14 protein-coding genes are annotated in these 15979 nt (G+C 71.3%); 8 read left to right on the top strand and 6 right to left on the bottom strand.

From position 1 onward, the window contains the following. Positions 1 to 37: 37 nt before the first annotated feature. The 3 genes from OHA21_RS28395 to OHA21_RS28385 form a co-directional block, all read right to left on the bottom strand. On the bottom strand, positions 38 to 787 hold the full coding sequence (locus OHA21_RS28395; protein ID WP_328459918.1) for a GNAT family N-acetyltransferase: 750 nt from the start codon (positions 785 to 787) through the stop codon (positions 38 to 40). Positions 788 to 957: 170 nt separating this feature from the next. After that, the gene (locus OHA21_RS28390; protein WP_328459916.1) at positions 958 to 2337 is read right to left on the bottom strand and encodes a M20/M25/M40 family metallo-hydrolase; all 1380 of its coding nucleotides are present in this window, start codon (positions 2335 to 2337) and stop codon (positions 958 to 960) included. Positions 2338 to 2385: 48 nt separating this feature from the next. Continuing rightward, positions 2386 to 2943 (bottom strand): TetR/AcrR family transcriptional regulator, encoded by a 558-nt coding sequence (locus OHA21_RS28385; protein ID WP_328459914.1) that lies wholly within the window; start codon positions 2941 to 2943, stop codon positions 2386 to 2388. A gap of 106 nt (positions 2944 to 3049) precedes the next feature. On the opposite strand from OHA21_RS28385, the gene OHA21_RS28380 reads away from it, so the two are divergent. Beyond that, entirely contained in the window at positions 3050 to 4423 is a 1374-nt protein-coding gene (locus tag OHA21_RS28380) for an FAD-dependent monooxygenase (RefSeq protein ID WP_328459912.1), read from the top strand. Positions 4424 to 4494: 71 nt separating this feature from the next. Here OHA21_RS28380 and OHA21_RS28375 read toward each other — a convergent pair whose 3' ends face one another. Further along, positions 4495 to 5136, bottom strand: coding sequence for a SanA/YdcF family protein (locus OHA21_RS28375; protein ID WP_328478583.1), 642 nt, complete (start codon positions 5134 to 5136; stop codon positions 4495 to 4497). Between the two features lie 86 nt (positions 5137 to 5222). Between OHA21_RS28375 and OHA21_RS28370 the strand changes: the two genes are divergently transcribed. Next, on the top strand, positions 5223 to 5939 hold the full coding sequence (locus tag OHA21_RS28370) for a GNAT family N-acetyltransferase (protein ID WP_328459910.1): 717 nt from the start codon (positions 5223 to 5225) through the stop codon (positions 5937 to 5939). 158 nt (positions 5940 to 6097) lie between these two features. Here OHA21_RS28370 and OHA21_RS28365 read toward each other — a convergent pair whose 3' ends face one another. Next, positions 6098 to 6895: a class I SAM-dependent methyltransferase gene (locus OHA21_RS28365; protein ID WP_328459908.1), complete on the bottom strand. Its 798-nt coding sequence runs from the start codon at positions 6893 to 6895 to the stop codon at positions 6098 to 6100. Between the two features lie 109 nt (positions 6896 to 7004). Between OHA21_RS28365 and OHA21_RS28360 the strand changes: the two genes are divergently transcribed. Then, a complete protein-coding gene (locus OHA21_RS28360; protein WP_328459906.1) occupies positions 7005 to 7679 on the top strand; it encodes a winged helix-turn-helix transcriptional regulator in 675 nt (224 codons plus the stop codon). Positions 7680 to 8150: 471 nt separating this feature from the next. Here OHA21_RS28360 and OHA21_RS28355 read toward each other — a convergent pair whose 3' ends face one another. Beyond that, on the bottom strand, positions 8151 to 10394 hold the full coding sequence (locus OHA21_RS28355; RefSeq protein ID WP_328459904.1) for a glycoside hydrolase family 3 N-terminal domain-containing protein: 2244 nt from the start codon (positions 10392 to 10394) through the stop codon (positions 8151 to 8153). A 202-nt stretch (positions 10395 to 10596) separates the two neighbouring features. On the opposite strand from OHA21_RS28355, the gene OHA21_RS28350 reads away from it, so the two are divergent. The 5 genes from OHA21_RS28350 to argC all read left to right on the top strand — a co-directional run bounded on the left by OHA21_RS28350 (position 10597) and on the right by argC (position 15940). Beyond that, a complete protein-coding gene (locus OHA21_RS28350; RefSeq protein ID WP_442875179.1) occupies positions 10597 to 11862 on the top strand; it encodes a glutamate-cysteine ligase family protein in 1266 nt (421 codons plus the stop codon). Between the two features lie 15 nt (positions 11863 to 11877). Continuing rightward, positions 11878 to 13170, top strand: a complete 1293-nt coding sequence (gene egtB / locus OHA21_RS28345) for an ergothioneine biosynthesis protein EgtB (RefSeq protein WP_328459900.1) — start codon at positions 11878 to 11880, stop codon at positions 13168 to 13170. Continuing rightward, positions 13171 to 13914 carry an ergothioneine biosynthesis protein EgtC gene (gene egtC, locus OHA21_RS28340; RefSeq protein WP_328459898.1) on the top strand — a complete coding sequence of 248 codons (744 nt, stop codon included), beginning with the start codon at positions 13171 to 13173 and terminating at the stop codon, positions 13912 to 13914. Beyond that, positions 13911 to 14870, top strand: a complete 960-nt coding sequence (gene egtD / locus OHA21_RS28335; protein WP_328459897.1) for an L-histidine N(alpha)-methyltransferase — start codon at positions 13911 to 13913, stop codon at positions 14868 to 14870. Before egtC ends, egtD begins: the two co-directional genes overlap by 4 nt. Before the next feature lie 68 nt (positions 14871 to 14938). Then, positions 14939 to 15940 carry an N-acetyl-gamma-glutamyl-phosphate reductase gene (gene argC, locus OHA21_RS28330; protein WP_328459895.1) on the top strand — a complete coding sequence of 334 codons (1002 nt, stop codon included), beginning with the start codon at positions 14939 to 14941 and terminating at the stop codon, positions 15938 to 15940. The last annotated feature ends 39 nt before the right edge of the window (positions 15941 to 15979 follow it).

The raw sequence follows: 15979 nt of genomic DNA, 5'->3' as shown, positions 1-15979 counted from the left end.
GATCAGACGTAGGGCCAGGTGATGCTGGCCGTTCTGGTCAGTCCCGGGAGATGTACAGGCGGCGTCCGGCGGGACGGAAGCCGACCCGCTCGTACACCCGCCAGGAGTCGTCACCGCCGGCTTCCAGCCAGGCGATCTCGACACCCCGGCCGAACATCCGCCGGGCGATCTCAGCGGTGATCGCCCCGCCGAGCCCGCGTCGTCGGAATCGGTCAGCCACGCCGATGCCGCCGATCTCGCTCACGCCGTCCTGCGGCGGCATCGCCTGCCCTCCGCCGACACATCCACCTGCGGCGAGAGCCGCGAGCGCGAGACCGCCGCGGTCCTGGTCACGGCGCAACCGGGCGATGTCCGTCTCGGTCGCCTGCGGCGCCTCGCCGAAGGCCTCATTGAGCGTCACAATCAGGGCGGCCCGGTCCCGGTCGCTGTCCGGTTCCACGAGCAAGATCCCTTCCGGTACGCGCGAAGCACTCGAAGACTGCGGCGTGCAGACCAGATATTCGTGCCGTGCCTCGACGGCGAACCCGGCGTCGAGAAGCAGGTTCTCCAACTCGGGAGAGCTGCTGGTCACGTACTCCAGGCGCGGCTTACGGCCGGCCCCGGCGAACGCCTCGACCAGACCACGGACGTCGGCGGCGGTGACGGCGGCGCCGGGCAGCGGCGTCGCGTAGTTGATGAACGGGCTATCGGTGTCCGGGTCGAAACCGGCCACGAACGGGCCGATCTCCAGAACCTTCGGACGGGTGCGGAGGTAGGACACGACGGAGCGCTGGATGCGCAGATCCATGGTGAGGTTCGAGCTTTCTCGAGAAGAGTGACAGGACGTCTGTGGGCAGGCGGCAGCCAGGGGTCAGCGGCCGCCACGGCGCGCGGGGTTCACAGGCGTCACTCTTTCGAGCAGAGGAGGTGTGGTGCTTTCCCGGGAGATTTTCACGGCCCCCGGGCGAGCGCAAGCGGTTATCCGGGCAGCGGTGCGGCGGCCGGGCTGCGCAGACCGGTACGCCCGACCGCGCGCACGCCGAACAGGACGTTGTCCTTGGAGATGTCGACGGTGACTGTGACGACGTTGCCGACCGGAATGACGTGCTCCCAGTCAGGCGCCGTGGTCTCCCGCCACACCACCTCGTAGCCGGCCAGGTCGGGTTCGGTGCCGGCCTGCCAGCGCAGGGTGGTCTCGTTGGTGAGCTGTGTGGTGTCGATGACGACGCCCTTCGGCGTGCCGGGCGCCTGCGCCAGGGACCACAGCGTGGCGGCGTTCACCCGGGCGACCCGCGCGATGTACCCGAAGTCGCAGAACTCGACGAGGTCGCCGTACTGGACGCCGTTCTCGACGCGGACGTCCTGGTGCTCGTGGGCGAAGTTCTCCCGGGGCTCGGTGAACCGGGCCGCCGGGTAGCCGCGCAGCAGGAACGAGATGTGGTCGCTGCCGCGCAGGTAGCGGTCCCGGCGCCAGATGACCCGGACGTTCATGCCGGTCTGCGGGTTCTCCGCGACCTCCTCGGCGAAGCGGCCGAGCTGCCGCGACGGCCCGTCGTTCTCCCCGCCGGTGCTGCGCCGCACGTTGGCCTGGGCCGCGGTCTCGGAGGTGGGCACACCCTCGACGAAGAGCCGGACGGTGCGCGGGTCGGGTCGCGTGCCGTCGCCCGGGTTGCCCGTCCCGACGATGTCGTTGCTGAACATGGCCTGGATGTCGGCGTTGGCGTCCTTGAACCGCTGGGCCATGTGGTCGGAGCCGTACAGCCCCTGCTCCTCGCCGGCGACGGCGGCGAAGACGATCGTGGCGGCCGGTTTCCGGGTGGCCAGCACCCGGGCCAGCTCCATGATCACGGCGACGCCGGAAGCGTCGTCGTCGGCGCCGGGAGCGTCGCTGGTGGCGTCGAGCACGTCCGAGGCGCGCGAGTCGTAGTGGCCGGTGACCACGTAGATCCGCTCCGGTGTGACGCTGCCGCGCAGGGTGGCGATGACGTTGGTGATCGTGGTCGGCACCGGGATGCGCGGCGAGACGGGCTGGACGAACGACTGGAGTTCGACGGTCAGCCGGCCCTCGGAAGCCTGCGCATAGGACTGGAGTTCCCGGTTGATCCAGTCGCGGGCGGCGCCGATTCCGCGTACCGGATCGGTTTGCGAACTGAGGGTGTGCCGGGTGCCGAAGGCAGCCAGCCTGCGCACGGTCGCCTCGATCCGGTCCGCATCGATCTCCCGGAGGATCGCCCGCAGGTCAGCGCCGGGTGGGCGCTTGCGCGGGCCGGCCGCCTGCGCGGCCGGCGCGGGCGCGGCCAGGGGTGCTGCGGCCGCGGCGGCAGCGGTCACGGACAGGAAGGTACGCCTTCTCGCCATGGATGACACTCTCGTCCAACCGCGACGAGATGTCCATGCTTGTCGATATCAGGCGGCCTCGGTCAGATAGCGCTGGATCGTCGGGCCGAGCCAGGTGACGGCCGCCTCCCGGTCCAGAGCGACCACCGGTGGCAGGCGCAACACGAACCGGGTGACTGCGAAGCCGATCATCTGGGTGGCGACCAGGCCGGCACGTGCGGGCGCCTCGGCCGGATCGGGCGCGACCCGGGCGGCGAGCGGACCGACCTGGCTGGCGAAGACGCTGCGCATCCGCTCGGCGGCGGCCTCGTGGGAGACCGCGGCGCGCAGCAGGGCGACCAGCGTCTCGTCCTCCTCCCAGCGGTTGACGAAGTGGCCGACCAGGGTGGCGCCCAGCTGGTCGCGCGGCGTGCTGGTCAGGTCGGGCAGCCGCAGGTCGAACTCGGCCGCCGCGGCGAAGAGCCGCTCCTTGTTGCCGTAGTAGCGCATCACCATCGACGGGTCGATCTGCGCGTCGGCGGCGATCGCCCGGATGGTGGCCCGCTCGAACCCGTCGGCGGCGAAGCGCTCGCGCGCGGCGGTCAGGATCGCGGCCCTGGTGCGGTCGGAGCGGCGTGGTGCGGTCATGCCGCCAATCTATGCCAACAAGTGTTTGCCAACAAGTGTTGACTCGATCTCGCAGCGATGCCTATCGTTGCCAACAAGCGTTGGCATTCACTTGAAGGAGCACGTCATGCACACCACCGTTGCGATCATCGGAGCCGGCCCGACCGGTCTGCTGCTGGCCGGCGACCTGGCGCAGTCCGGCGTCGAGGTCACCCTCTACGAGCGCCGGTCCGGCACCTCCAACCTCACCCGCGCCTTCGGCGTGCACGCCCGCACGCTGGAGCTTCTCGACGCCCGCGGGCTGGCCGACGAGATCACGGCGAGCGGCGCCCGGGTCGAGCGGCTGCGCCTGTTCGACCGGATCCGGCTCGACCTGACCCGGCTGCCCTCCCGCTTCCCGTACCTTTTGATCACCCCGCAGTACCGGATCGAGCAGGCCCTCGAGGAGCGGGCGGTGAAGGCCGGCGCCAAGATCGTGCGGGGCGCCCGCCTGGCCGGCCTGACCCAGGACGCCGACCGGGTGACGCTGGACTTCGGCGACGAGACAGCCACCGCGGATTACGTGGTCGGCACCGACGGCGTGCACAGCTCCGTCCGGGCCGCGCTCGGGCTGCCCTTCCCGGGCCACGCCGTGCTCACCTCGATCATGCTGGCCGACGTGCGACTGAACGATCCGCCGGAGGACGTGCTGGCGGTCAACACGGTCGGCGACGCGTTCGCCATGGTCGCCCCGTTCGGCGACGGGTGGTACCGGGTCTTCGCCTGGGACCGCCGCCGCCAGGTCACCGACGACACCCCGGTGACGCTCGACGAGATCCGTGAGGTCACCCGGCGCGTGCACGGCACCGACTTCGGGCTGGCCGAGGCACGCTGGCTCTCCCGGTTCCACAGCGACGAGCGGCAGGCGCCGGCCTACCGGGTGGGCCGGGTCTTCCTGGCCGGTGACGCGGCGCACGTGCACTCCCCGGCCGGCGGCCAGGGGATGAACACCGGCCTGCAGGACGCGGCGAACCTGTCCTGGAAGCTCGCCGCCACCGTCGACGGCTGGGCGCCGGCCGGGCTGCTCGACACCTACCAGCAGGAGCGGCACCCGGTCGGCAAACTCGTCCTGCGCAGCAGCGGCATGCTGATCCGGATGGCGATGCTGCGTTCCCGGGCGGCCCGGTGGGCGCGCAACACGGTGGGCTCGGTGCTGCTGGGGCTACCGTCGGTGGCCCGGCGGGCAACCGGCGTGATCTCCGGCGTCGGCATCGGCTACCCGGGCGCCCCGCGCGCCGAGGATGTCACGCTGCGCGGCGGCGAGCGCCTCTACGAGGCACTGCGTGAGGGCAGGCACGTGTTGGTCACGACCGGTTCCTTCCCGGGGTACGCGGACCGCCTGCGAATCGCCGCGCCGGTCACGGACACGGGCGAGTCGCTGCTGATCCGCCCGGACGGCTACGTGGCCTGGCACGGCCCCACCGCCGATGCGGCGAAGGCGCTGCCCCGATTCCTGTCGTAGCGGCTCGCAGCGGCTCATAGCGGCTCGTAACGGCCCGTTGTAGCGGCCGGGATCCGTCTCGGCGGCCGGCGTCAGCTGTCGGCGACGGCGGCGTCCACGCCGGTCTCGCGGCGGCCCAGGAACACCGGATCGCGTCCGGAGAGCACGTCGACCGCGGCCTTCAGCGAGGCGCCGTGTTCGCGGACCTCGCCGCGCAGCCAGTGCGGGCGGTAGATGCGCACCGTCTCGTCACCGACCCCGCTGGCCTCGATGCCGAGCGACCGGCAGAGGGCGACCGCCCGCGGCAGATGGAAGGTCTGGGTCACCACGATCGCCCGGTTCACGCCGAAGATCCGGTGCGCGCGGGCACACGAGTCGTAGGTGTCGAAGCCGGCATGGTCGAGCACCACCTGACTGACCGGCACCCCGCGGGCGACCAGCCAGACCATCATCGCGCCAGGCTCGTCGTAATGCCATTCGGCGTGATCGCCGGAGACCAGCACCGCCTTCACCTTGCCGCTCCGGTACAGCTGGCGGGCGATCTCCAGCCGGGCGGCGAGGAAGGCGGACGGCTGGCCACCCGGATCGACCTGTGCGCCGAGGACCAGGGCCACCGGGGCCCCGGGCACGGACGACACGTCATAGATGTGATCGGATGCGGTCACGCGTACCCAATGATCTGCTCCTGCCACGGCACCGACCGCGAGGGTCGCGCTCAGCGCGGCCACGGTCATCAGCCGGTTGATCACGACGCGCAGGGAGGGAAGCTTCGGCACCGGCCCGAGGATGGCAGATCAGGTCAATGAGGCAGCATGGCCGGATGATCGAACGTGATCCGCTGATTCGCTGGGCGGCGGCTGCCCGGGACGCGAAGGTGTGGAGCAGGCCGGATGCGGTGGCCGTGGCCTGCCCGGATTTGTCGCACTGGGACCGGATTGTGATGGCCGGTGACGCTGATGCGCTGGCCGGGTTGCTGCGCGAGGTGCTGCCGGAGGTGGGCGGGAACTTCCGGCCGTTCGGTCCCGAGGAGCTGGTCATCGCGGTGGCCGAGCGGATGCCCGAACTGGAGGTCAGCGCCCGGTTCGCCTGGATGGAGACCACCGAACCGGTCGGATTCCGGGCCCCCGGCAACCCGGAACCGCACCGGCCGGCGGAGGCGCCACACTGGCTGGCGGTGGACGAACGGCCCGAGGTGACCGCGCTCATCGAGGAATCGTTTCCGGACTCCTACGCGAAGCCGGGCGATGTCGACGTGCGGCGCTGGGCGGGCATCCGGGACGCCGGCGGGCGGCTGATCGCGGTCGCGGCGGAGGCGTGGTCCACCGATGAGATCGGCTTCCTGGCGGGCGTGACCACCCGCCCGGAAGCGCGGGGCCGCGGGCTTGCGGCATGGCTGTGCGGGTTCGCCACCGACGAGCAGCTGGCCGGGCGGGAGCGGGTAGCGCTGCTCGCCGACTACTGGAACACCGCGGCGATCGCCACCTACCGCAAGCTCGGCTTCACCCTCCGCCCGGTGGCCGCCGCCCGCCAGCTCTGACAGCGGGCCACTCCGCGGTCGGCCGCCGCCCGCCGGCTTTGACCGTGCGCCACCCCGCGGTCGGCCGCGCGCCGGCTTTGACAGCGCCACGTCCCCGTCGGCCGCGCGCCGGCTTTGACAGCGCCACGTCCCCGTCGGCCGCCGCCCGGCGTCCCCGGTCAGCCTGCCCGCCGGGCCGTGTAGATCAGGTACTCCCAATCCATCGCCCCGCCACCGACGTCGAACCGCTGTGCCAGCGCGGCCAGCTCAGCATCCAGCGCGGCCGCCCGCTGCGAATCATCGCCGATGTTCTTGTAGACCGCGATCGTCGGCCCGTACCGGCTCTTGAAGTACTCCCGGAACGCCGCGCCGTCCCGGAAGGCCGACACCCGCAACTTCCGCCGTTCCACGGTCACGCCGTCCACTCCCGAGCCGAAGAGCGCGGCCAGGTGCGCCGGGTCACCCCATCGCGGCGGCGGCTGAGCCCCGGGCGGCGGCGGCGCGGCATACGGCTTCATCGTCGCGAACATCTGCCCGATGAACCCTTCCGGAGTCCAGTTGATCAGCCCGATCGTCCCGCCCGGCCGGCAGACCCGCAGCAGCTCCCCGGCCGCGGCCTCGTGATGCGGCGCGAACATGACGCCGATACACGAGATCACCGTGTCGAACTCGCCGGTGCTGAACGGCAGCGCCTCCGCGTCCGCCTCCCGCCAGCTGAGCTTGGCGTCGGTGTACTTCTCGCCCACCGCCAGCAGCTCGGGCGTCAGATCACTCGCGGTCACGGTGGCGCCGGTGAGGGCCGCCGGGATCGCGGCGTTGCCGGTGCCGGCCCCGACGTCGAGGACGGTCTGCCCGGGCCCGATGCCGGCCGCTTCGACCAGGACCGGCCCGAGCGGGGCGACGAGCTCGCTCGCGACCGCCGAGTAGTCTCCCGACGCCCACATGGCGCGGTGCTTTTCCTTCAAGGTGTTCGTCATGCCATCGACGCTAGGAATCCGCACCGGCGCGGCCTAGTACACGATGTGTATCGCGACTGTCCGCAATCGGACCTCGCCCGCCGGCCCGGTGCCGGATTATCGTCGCTGCATGGGCGCGTCCTACGGGCAGTTCTGCCCGGTTGCCAAAGCGATGGAGTTGCTCGACGAGCGGTGGACCATGCTGCTGATCCGGGAGCTGATCGCCGGCAGCCGGCGTTTCAACGACCTGCGCCGTGGCCTGCCGCGCATGTCACCGACGCTGCTCTCCCGCCGCCTGCAGCAGTTGACCGCGGCCGGCCTGATCGAGCGGCAGCAGTTCGGGGCCGAGGTGGAGTACACACTGACCCCCGCCGGCAAGGAACTCGAGCCGATCGTGCGGGCGCTCGGCGTCTGGGGCACCCGCTGGATCCCCGAGCTCGGCGACCGCGACCTCGACCCGAAACTGCTGCTTTGGGACATGCACCGCGAAGTCGATCACGAAGCGGTCCCGCAACGGCGCACGGTGCTCCAGTTCAGCTTCCCGGCCGCACCGCCGCGCGTCCGCGACTGGTGGCTGGTGATCACCCCCGACGACGTCGACATCTGCGATTTCGACCCCGGTCACGACATCGACGTACAGGTCACCGCCGACCTCCGCTGCCTCACCGACGTCTGGCGCGGCGAGCGCACCTGGGCCTCCGCGCTGCGCTCCGGCGAACTCGAACTCGCCGGCCCGGAACCCCTCCGCCGCGCCCTGCCCGGCTGGTTCAAGAAGTCGGCCTTCGCCGCCATCCCACGGCCCTGAAACAGCTTTGAGGTACGAGTTTTCGAACAGTTCCTCGCTACGAAGCGATCACCAGCCCACTCCAGGCCCCAGCGCCCCCGCCGGGCTGATGCGGTGGTCCAGCTGACCCGCAGCGCTGCTTCGCAGCGCGGAAGGGACGATGGCGGTCAGCCGGGGCGGTCGGGCTGACGCTCAGCGCTGCTTCGCAGCGCGGGAAGGGACGCTCGTGGTCAGCCGGGTGGTCTGGCTGACGCTCAGCGCTGCTTCGCAGCGCGGGAAGGGACGTTGGTGGTCAGCTGGGGTGGTCGGGCTGACGCTCAGCGCTGCTTCGCAGCGCGCGAAGCAGCGCTCGTGGTCAGCCGGGTGGTCGGGCTGACGCTCAGCGCTGCTTCGCAGCGCGCGAAGCGGCGCTGGCGGTCAGCTGGGGTGGGGTGGCTGGCTCGCAGGGCTGTTTCGGGGTTTGGGAAACAGCCCTGCGAGCCGGCTGGGGGTTCAGCTGATGCGGAACTTGGCGGACTGGAGGGCGGAGGGGCGGGAGTTCGGGCCGACCAGCAGTTCGAAGTCGCCGGCCTCGACCACGCGGCGGCCGTCGGCGTCGACCAGCGTGCAGACGGCGGCGGGCACCTCGAGCTCGATCGTCACGCTCTCGCCGGGCGGCACGCTGACCTGCCGGTAGGCCTTCAGCTCCCGGGAGGCCCAGGTGAAGCTGGTGACCAGGTCGCTCACGTACACCTGGACGGTTTCCAGCGCGGGCCGCGTACCCGTGTTGGTGAGCCGGACCGTGGCCCGGACCACGCCGTCGGCCGGAACCTCGGGTTCGCCGATGGTCAGGCCGTCGTAGACGACCGTCGTGTAGCTGAGGCCCTCGCCGAAGGCGAACAGCGGGTCCTGGGTGAGGTCGGCGTACCGGGCGCCGTGCTGGCCGCGCAGCTGGTTGTAGTAGATCGGCTGCTGACCGGCGTGCCGGGCCGCGGAGATCGGCATCCGGCCGGTCGGCTCGATCCGGCCGAGGAGCAGCTCGGCGATCGCCTGGCCGCCGCGCATGCCCGGGTTGAAGGCCTGGATGATCGCCTCGGCCGACAGCGCCGACGGCGGCAGCACGTGCGGTTTCGAGTCGATCAGCACGACGATCATCGGGGTGCCGGTGGCCGCGATCGCGTCGAGCAGGGCGATCTGGCCGCCGAGCAGTTCCAGCGTGGCGGTGGACTTGCCCTCGCCGGTCAGTTCGACGGTGTCGCCGACCACGACGATCGCGTAGTCGGCCTGCTCGGCCGCGGCGGTGGCCGCGGTGAGGCGGACCGCGTCGGCCGGGACCGACTGCGCTACCGGCGGTCGAGGCTGCCCGTCCGGGAAGGTCTCGCCGTCCGGGTCCGGCACCAGCCGGACGATCTCCGCACCCGGCTCGTGGACGATCTCCCAGTCCGCCGGGACCGCGGCCAGCAGCCCGTCCAGCACGGTCGAGGTCAGCTCGCGCGGGTGGCCGTCGGGCATCCAGTCGACCTGGCCGGAGTTGCCCGCCCAGTCGCCGAGCTGTGCCGAGACGTCGTGGGCGTTCGGGCCGAGCACGGCGATCCGCTTCGGCTTGCCGGCCGGCAGCGGCAGCACGCCGTCGTTGCGCAGCAGGACCAGGGACCGGCGGGCCACCTCGAGGTTGAGCTCGGTGTGCCCGGGGGCGCCGATGACCGCGCGCTGGCGTTCGGCGTCGGGGGTGCGCGGGTTCTCGAACAGGCCGATCTCGAACTTCAGGCGCAGGATCCGGCGTACCGCTGCATCGATGTCGTTTTCGGTCAGCAGCCCGCGCCGGATCGCCTCCTGGGCGCCTTCGAAGAAGGCGGGGGTGACCATGATGACGTCGTTGCCCGCCTTGACCGCGGTCGCGGCGGCCTCGGCGTAGTCGGGGGAGACCTTCTGTTCCCAGACCATCCGGCCGACGTTGTCCCAGTCGGTGACGAGCGTGCCGGTGAAGCCCCACTCCTCCTTGAGCACGTCGTTGAGCAGCCACTTGTTGGCGGTGATCGGCACCCCGTCCATCGACTGGTAGCCGAGCATGAAGACCTGGCAGCCCTGCTGGGCGGCCCGCTCGAACGGCGGCAGGAACCAGGACCGCAGCTTGCGCCGGCTGATGTCGGCCTCGCTGGCGTCCCGCCCGCCCTGGGTCTCCGAGTAGCCGGCGAAGTGCTTGGCGGTCGCCAGGACGGCCGTCGGGTCGGTGAGGCCACCGCCCTGGTAGCCGCGGATCATCGCGGCGCCGAGCTCACCGATCAGGTACGGATCCTCGCCGAAAGTTTCGTCGACCCGGCCCCAGCGCAGGTCCCGCGCGATGCACAGGACCGGCGAGAAGGTCCAGTGGATGCCGGTGGCCGACGCCTCGATCGCGGTGACCCGGGCGACCCGCTCGATCAGGTCCGGATCCCAGGTGGCGGCCATGGCCAGCTGGGTCGGGAAGACGGTGGCGCCGGGCCAGAAGCCGTGGCCGTGGATGCAGTCCTCCGCGGTGATCAGCGGGATCCGCAACCGGGTACGTGCGACCAGCTCAGCGGCCTCGACGAGCTTCGCCGGTGAGGTGTGCAGGATGGATCCGGCCAGCTTCTCCAGAACGATCTCGCCGATGTCCTGCCGGGCGTCGAGCTGCAGCATCTGCCCGATCTTCTCCGGCAGGGTCATGCGGCCCAGCAGATCCTCCACCCGCTCCGAAACGGGGAGCGAAGAGTCCTGGTAGGGGAAGTCTGTGGGCATGCGGTGCCTCCGGGTTGCTGAACACGAACGGTTGGGAGTCTTCCAGTCCGGAACCGGTTCCGGCACCCCGCCCCGGTTCCGGAACTTTTTGATCTGTCGTCACCTGTTCGGGGAAGCGGATTTCCCCGGATGCCGGTATGGTCCTCACTGGACCGCACGCATCGAGGTTAAGCAATCACCTTGAGTAACCGTGAGGGGGAACATGGGTTCGGCCGACCGGGTCCTGCGACGGACCAGCGAAGCGATCGAACACATCTCCGGAATCTGTTTCAAAACCGGCCCGCCGCAGCGGATCGGCGCCGAACTCGAGTGGACCACGCACCCCGCCGGCGACCCGTCGGCATACCTGCAGGCCGATCAGCTGGCCACCGCGCTGGGTGAGCACGCACCCTGCTCCCTCGGTAATCCCGATCCCGTGCCGCTGCCGTCCGGTGGCACGGTCACCGTCGAACCGGGCGGTCAGGTCGAGATCTCCTCGGCCCCGGCGGATTCCCTGTCCGCCCTGCACACCGCTGTCTCCGCCGATCACGCCACCCTCACCGAGTTGCTGGCCCGTTCCGGGATCGTCCTCGGCGAGCGGGGCCTCGACCCTTATCGGGCGCCTCGGCGAATCCTCGACACCCCACGCTATGCCGCGATGGAGCGCGCCTTCGACGGCGCCGGACGCACGATGATGGGCGCCACCGCCGGGCTCCAGGTCTGTCTGGACAACGGTACGCCGTACCGATGGGCGGTCCTGCACGAATGGGGCCCGGCCCTGATCGCCCTGTTCGCCAACTCCCGTCGCCGGGCCGGCCGGGATTCCGGCTGGGCCTCCGCCCGGATGGCCGCGTGGTTCGGCATCGACCCGCGGCGCACCGACCCGGTGCCGTTCAGCGCCGACCCGGCCGAAGCGTGGGCGGAGTACGCGCTGGACGCCCCGCTGCTCTGCGTGCGGCGCGACGGCGACCGGTGGGACGCTCCGCCCGGCGTCACCTTCGCCGACTGGATCACGGCGGGCGGCCTCGAGCTACCGGAGGCGGCCCGGCTCAGCCCACGCCGGCTCGGGTCCCGTCTGCGCGGATCACAACGAGAAGGCCCACCGACCGTGGCCGACCTCGACTACCACCTGAACACGCTCTTCCCGCCGGTCCGGCCCCGCGGCTATCTCGAGGTCCGCTACCTGGACACCCAGCCGGGCGGCGAGTGGATCGCCCCGGTCGCGGTGCTCAGCGCGCTGCTCGCCGACGACGCCGTCACCGACCGGGCCCGCGGTCTGGCCGCCGGCTCGGTGGACCGGTGGCGCCCGGCCGCCCGGTACGGACTGGCCGACCCCGCCGTGCGGTCCGCCGCGATCGGTCTGGCGGATCTCGCCTGCCGGAACCTGCCCCGCACCGGCCTGCCGGAACGCGTCCGCGACACCGTCGCCGACGTCGTCTCCCGCCGCCTGCACGCCGCTGTCTCCGGACGGCTCATGAAGACCGCCTGACGAAGGGACCCAGCAATGACCCAGGATTTGCGGCTCACCATCGCCGCTGAACTGGAGCGCACCCGGGCCCGCACGGCGCTGCTCACCGACGCCGTCGACGACTCCGACCTGATCCGCCAGCACTCGCCGCTGATGTCGCCGCTGGTCTGGGACCTGGCGCACGTCGGCAATCAGGAGGAGCTCTGGCTGGTCCGGGACGTCGGTGGCCGCGACCCGGTCCGCCAGGACATCGACGAGCTGTACGACGCGTTCAAACACGCCCGCCGGGACCGCCCGGCCCTGCCGCTGCTCGATCCGGCCCAGGCCAGGGCCTACGTCGCGCAGGTCCGCGACAAGGTCTTCGACGTGCTGGACCGGGTGCGTTTCGACGAGGACCGGCGGCTGGTCGACAGCGGGTTCGCGTTCGGGATGATCGTGCAGCACGAGCAGCAACACGACGAGACGATGCTGGCTACACACCAGTTGCGGACCGGCGCGCCGGTGCTCACCGCCCCGCCACCGCCGTCCTCGGCCGCCGCGGTCAACGGCGAAGTCCGCATCTCTGAGGGCCCGTTCGTCATGGGCACCGACACCGACCCGTGGGCGCTGGACAACGAGCGGCCCGCACACACCGTCGACGTCCCGGCCTTCTACATCGACGCCGCACCGGTCACCAACGGGCAGTACCTGGCGTTCCTCGACGCCGGCGGCTACGACGATCCGCGCTGGTGGAGTTCGTCCGGTTGGGATCACCGGCAGCGGGCGGGGCTGACCGCTCCGCTGCACTGGATCCGCGACCGCGACGGGTGGCTGCGCAACAGTTTCGGCCGGGTCGAGCCGGTCCGGGCCGACGAGCCGGTGGTGCATGTCTGCTGGTTCGAGGCGGAGGCGTACGCGGCGTGGGCCGGAAAACGGCTGCCCACCGAGGCCGAGTGGGAGAAGGCGGCCCGCTGGGATCCGGTGACCGGACGGTCCCGCCGTTTCCCGTGGGGTGACGAGTCGCCGGAGGCCGAGCACGCCAACCTGGGTCAGCGGCATCTGGCGCCGGCCCCGGTGGGCGCCTATCCGCAGGGCGCATCCCCGCTCGGCGTGCACCAGCTGATCGGCGACGTGTGGGAGTGGGTGTCGTCCGGGTTCGAGGCCTACCCGGGGTTCGCCGCGTTCCCGTACCGGGAGTACTCCGAGGTGTTCTTCGGCGGCGACTACCGGGTGCTGCGCGGCGGGTCGTTCGGCACCGACCGGGCCGCCTGCCGGGGCACCTTCCGCAACTGGGATCATCCGATCCGGCGGCAGATCTTCAGTGGCTTCCGCTGTGCGCGGGACGCCTGAATGTGCCGCCACCTCGGTTACCTCGGGTCACCCGTACCCCTCAAGAATTTGATCTTGGATCCGTCGCATGCGCTGGTGAAGCAGGCCTGGGCGCCGCGCGACATGCGCGGCGGCGGCACCATCAACGCCGACGGCTTCGGCGTCGGCTGGTATCCGGCCGGCGCCGAGACGCCGGTGCGGTACCGCAGCGCCATGCCGATCTGGACCGACGCCTCGCTGCCCGCGCTCGCGGCCTCCACCTCGGCGGGCGCGGTGCTCGCGGCGGTGCGTTCGGCGACGGTCGGCCTGCCGGTGGTGGAGACCGCGGCGGCGCCGTTCAGCGACGGACGGTGGCTTTTCAGCCACAACGGCGTGGTGCGCGGCTGGCCTTCGGCCCTCGCCGGCCTGGCGGCCGAGATCCCGGTGGAAGATCTGCTCACCCTGGATGCGCCCACCGATTCCGCGGCCTTATGGGCATTGGTACGCGCAAAGCTGCGCTCCGGCGAACCGGCCGCCAAAGCCGTCGCCACCGTGGTCAGTGAGGTGGCTGCCGCCGCCCCCGGCTCCCGGCTGAACCTGCTGCTCACCGACGGCACCCAGCTGATCGCCACCACGGTCGGGCACGCGCTGTCGGTCCGTGCCCGCCCCGGCTCCGTGCTGATCGCCTCCGAACCGCTCGACGCGCATCCCGCCTGGCGCCCGGTTCCGGACGGCCACCTGGTCGTCGCCACCACTTCTTCGCTTCTCATCGAGGAGATTTCGTGATCAAGCTCATCGACGACCGGGATCTGGCCCGGTCGCTCCGCTCCGACGTGCGCACCGGCCTGACCAGCGCACCGAAGCAACTGCCGCCGAAGTGGTTCTACGACTCGCGGGGCAGTGAACTCTTCGAGGAGATCACCCGCCTGCCGGAGTACTACCCGACCCGTACCGAACGGGCGATCCTGACCCTGCGGGCGCCCGAGATCGCCCGGATCACCGAGGCGAAGACGCTGGTCGAGCTGGGTTCCGGCTCCTCGGAGAAGACCCGGCTGCTGCTCGACGCGATGCTCACGCACGGCACGCTCGGCTCGTTCGTGCCGCTCGACGTCTCCGAGGCGGCCCTGGAGTCGGCGGTCGACGCGCTGAACCTCGCCTATCCGGGATTGAGCGTCAGCGGGGTGATCGGTGACTTCGTCCGGCACCTGGGCCACCTGCCCGACGGTGACAACCGGGTGGTGGCGTTCCTCGGCGGCACCATCGGCAACCTGGAACCGGCCGAGCGGGCGAGCTTCCTGACCGGGCTCCGCGCGGTGCTGCACGAGGGGGAGTGGCTGCTGCTCGGCGCCGACCTGGTCAAGGACCCGGCGGTGCTGGTCCCGGCGTACGACGACGCGGCCGGGGTGACCGCCGACTTCAACCGCAACGTGCTCCGGGTGATCAACCGCGAGCTGGCCGCCGACTTCGACCCGGCGGCGTTCGAACACGTCGCCCTCTGGGACTCGGACCGCGAGTGGATCGAAATGCGGCTGCGCTCGAGGGCCGGCCAGCGGGTGCACATCCGGGAACTCGATCTCATCGTGGACTTCGAGGAGGGCGAGGAGCTGCGGACCGAGGTCTCGGCGAAGTTCCGCCGCGACGGCCTGGCCACCGAGCTGGCCAGGGCCGGCTTCGAGCTGCGCCACTGGTGGACCGACCCGCACAACTGGTTCGGCGTCGCCCTCGCCCGAGTCGCCGGTTAGTGGATACCTGGTTGCCGCCGCGGTCTGGGAGTTGATACGGTCTTCTGCATAGTCATGCGGAGGTAAGTATGGGAATCCGGGTCGCGGTAGCAGGGGCAAGTGGGTATGCGGGCGGCGAACTGCTCCGCCTGCTCGCCGGGCATCCCGAGTTCGACCTCGTCGCGGCGACGGCGCACAGTCAGGCCGGTTCGCACGTCAGTGCCGTACATCCGCAGTTGACCGGTCTTGATCTGGTGCTCGGCGCCACCGATGCGGAGACCTTGCGCGGCGCTGACCTGGTCTTTCTTGCGCTGCCGCACGGGCAGTCGGCGGCCGTGGCCGGCCAGCTGGACGCCGGTGTGAAGGTCGTCGATCTGGGTGCCGACTTCCGGCTGGAGAGTGCTGAGCAGTGGACCCGCTACTACGGTGGCGGCCACGCCGGCACCTGGACCTACGGCCTGCCTGAGCTGCCCGGCGCCCGCGAGGCCATCGCCGCTTCCGACCGGGTGGCGAACACCGGCTGCTATGCGGCCACGATCACGCTGGCTCTCGCGCCGCTGATCGCGGCCGGCGTCGCCGACCCGGAGGACGTCGTGGTGGTCGCCTCGTCCGGCACGTCCGGGGCCGGGCGCAACGCCAAGGTGCACCTGCTGGCCAGCGAGATCATGGGTGACCTGTCGCCCTACAAGGTCGGCGCCCACCAGCACGTCGCCGAGATCAAGCAGGCCACCGGCGCGAGCTCGCTGTCGATGACGCCGATCCTGGCGCCGATGCCGCGCGGCATCCTGGCCACCGTGACCGCCCGCCGGCTCAACGGCGGCGACCCGCGCGAGGCGCTGCAGGCGGCGTACGCGGATGACCCGTTCGTGCACGTGCTGCCGGAGGGCAGCTGGCCGCACACCGCCGCGACCGCCGGGTCCAACTCGTGCCACCTGCAGGCCACCGTCGACATCGACTCGGGCCGGATCATCGTGGTGAGCGCGCTGGACAACCTCGGCAAGGGTGCGGCCGGTCAGGCCGTGCAGAACGCCAACATCATGTTCGGTCTGCCCGAGACCACGGGCCTGTCGGTGTTCGGGGTCGCGCCGTGATCGCGCACCTCGACCGGCCGCCGGCCGGCGGCTTCATGT

Source organism: Actinoplanes sp. NBC_00393, assembly GCF_036053395.1.
Classification (GTDB): domain Bacteria; phylum Actinomycetota; class Actinomycetes; order Mycobacteriales; family Micromonosporaceae; genus Actinoplanes.
Note: the sequence above shows the minus strand (reverse complement) of the source record. Positions and strands in the feature narration are given on the sequence as shown.

Bases quoted from the DNA above. Each gene is read 5' to 3' on its own strand.
- OHA21_RS28395 (WP_328459918.1), bottom strand. From the start codon at position 787: ATGGATCTGCGCATCCAGCGCTCCGTCGTGTCCTACCTCCGCACCCGT.
- OHA21_RS28390 (WP_328459916.1), bottom strand. From the start codon at position 2,337: ATGGCGAGAAGGCGTACCTTCCTGTCCGTGACCGCTGCCGCCGCGGCC.
- OHA21_RS28385 (WP_328459914.1), bottom strand. From the start codon at position 2,943: ATGACCGCACCACGCCGCTCCGACCGCACCAGGGCCGCGATCCTGACC.
- OHA21_RS28380 (WP_328459912.1), top strand. From the start codon at position 3,050: ATGCACACCACCGTTGCGATCATCGGAGCCGGCCCGACCGGTCTGCTG.
- OHA21_RS28375 (WP_328478583.1), bottom strand. From the start codon at position 5,136: ATGACCGTGGCCGCGCTGAGCGCGACCCTCGCGGTCGGTGCCGTGGCA.
- OHA21_RS28370 (WP_328459910.1), top strand. From the start codon at position 5,223: ATGATCGAACGTGATCCGCTGATTCGCTGGGCGGCGGCTGCCCGGGAC.
- OHA21_RS28365 (WP_328459908.1), bottom strand. From the start codon at position 6,895: ATGACGAACACCTTGAAGGAAAAGCACCGCGCCATGTGGGCGTCGGGA.
- OHA21_RS28360 (WP_328459906.1), top strand. From the start codon at position 7,005: ATGGGCGCGTCCTACGGGCAGTTCTGCCCGGTTGCCAAAGCGATGGAG.
- OHA21_RS28355 (WP_328459904.1), bottom strand. From the start codon at position 10,394: ATGCCCACAGACTTCCCCTACCAGGACTCTTCGCTCCCCGTTTCGGAG.
- OHA21_RS28350 (WP_442875179.1), top strand. From the start codon at position 10,597: ATGGGTTCGGCCGACCGGGTCCTGCGACGGACCAGCGAAGCGATCGAA.
- egtB (WP_328459900.1), top strand. From the start codon at position 11,878: ATGACCCAGGATTTGCGGCTCACCATCGCCGCTGAACTGGAGCGCACC.
- egtC (WP_328459898.1), top strand. From the start codon at position 13,171: ATGTGCCGCCACCTCGGTTACCTCGGGTCACCCGTACCCCTCAAGAAT.
- argC (WP_328459895.1), top strand. From the start codon at position 14,939: ATGGGAATCCGGGTCGCGGTAGCAGGGGCAAGTGGGTATGCGGGCGGC.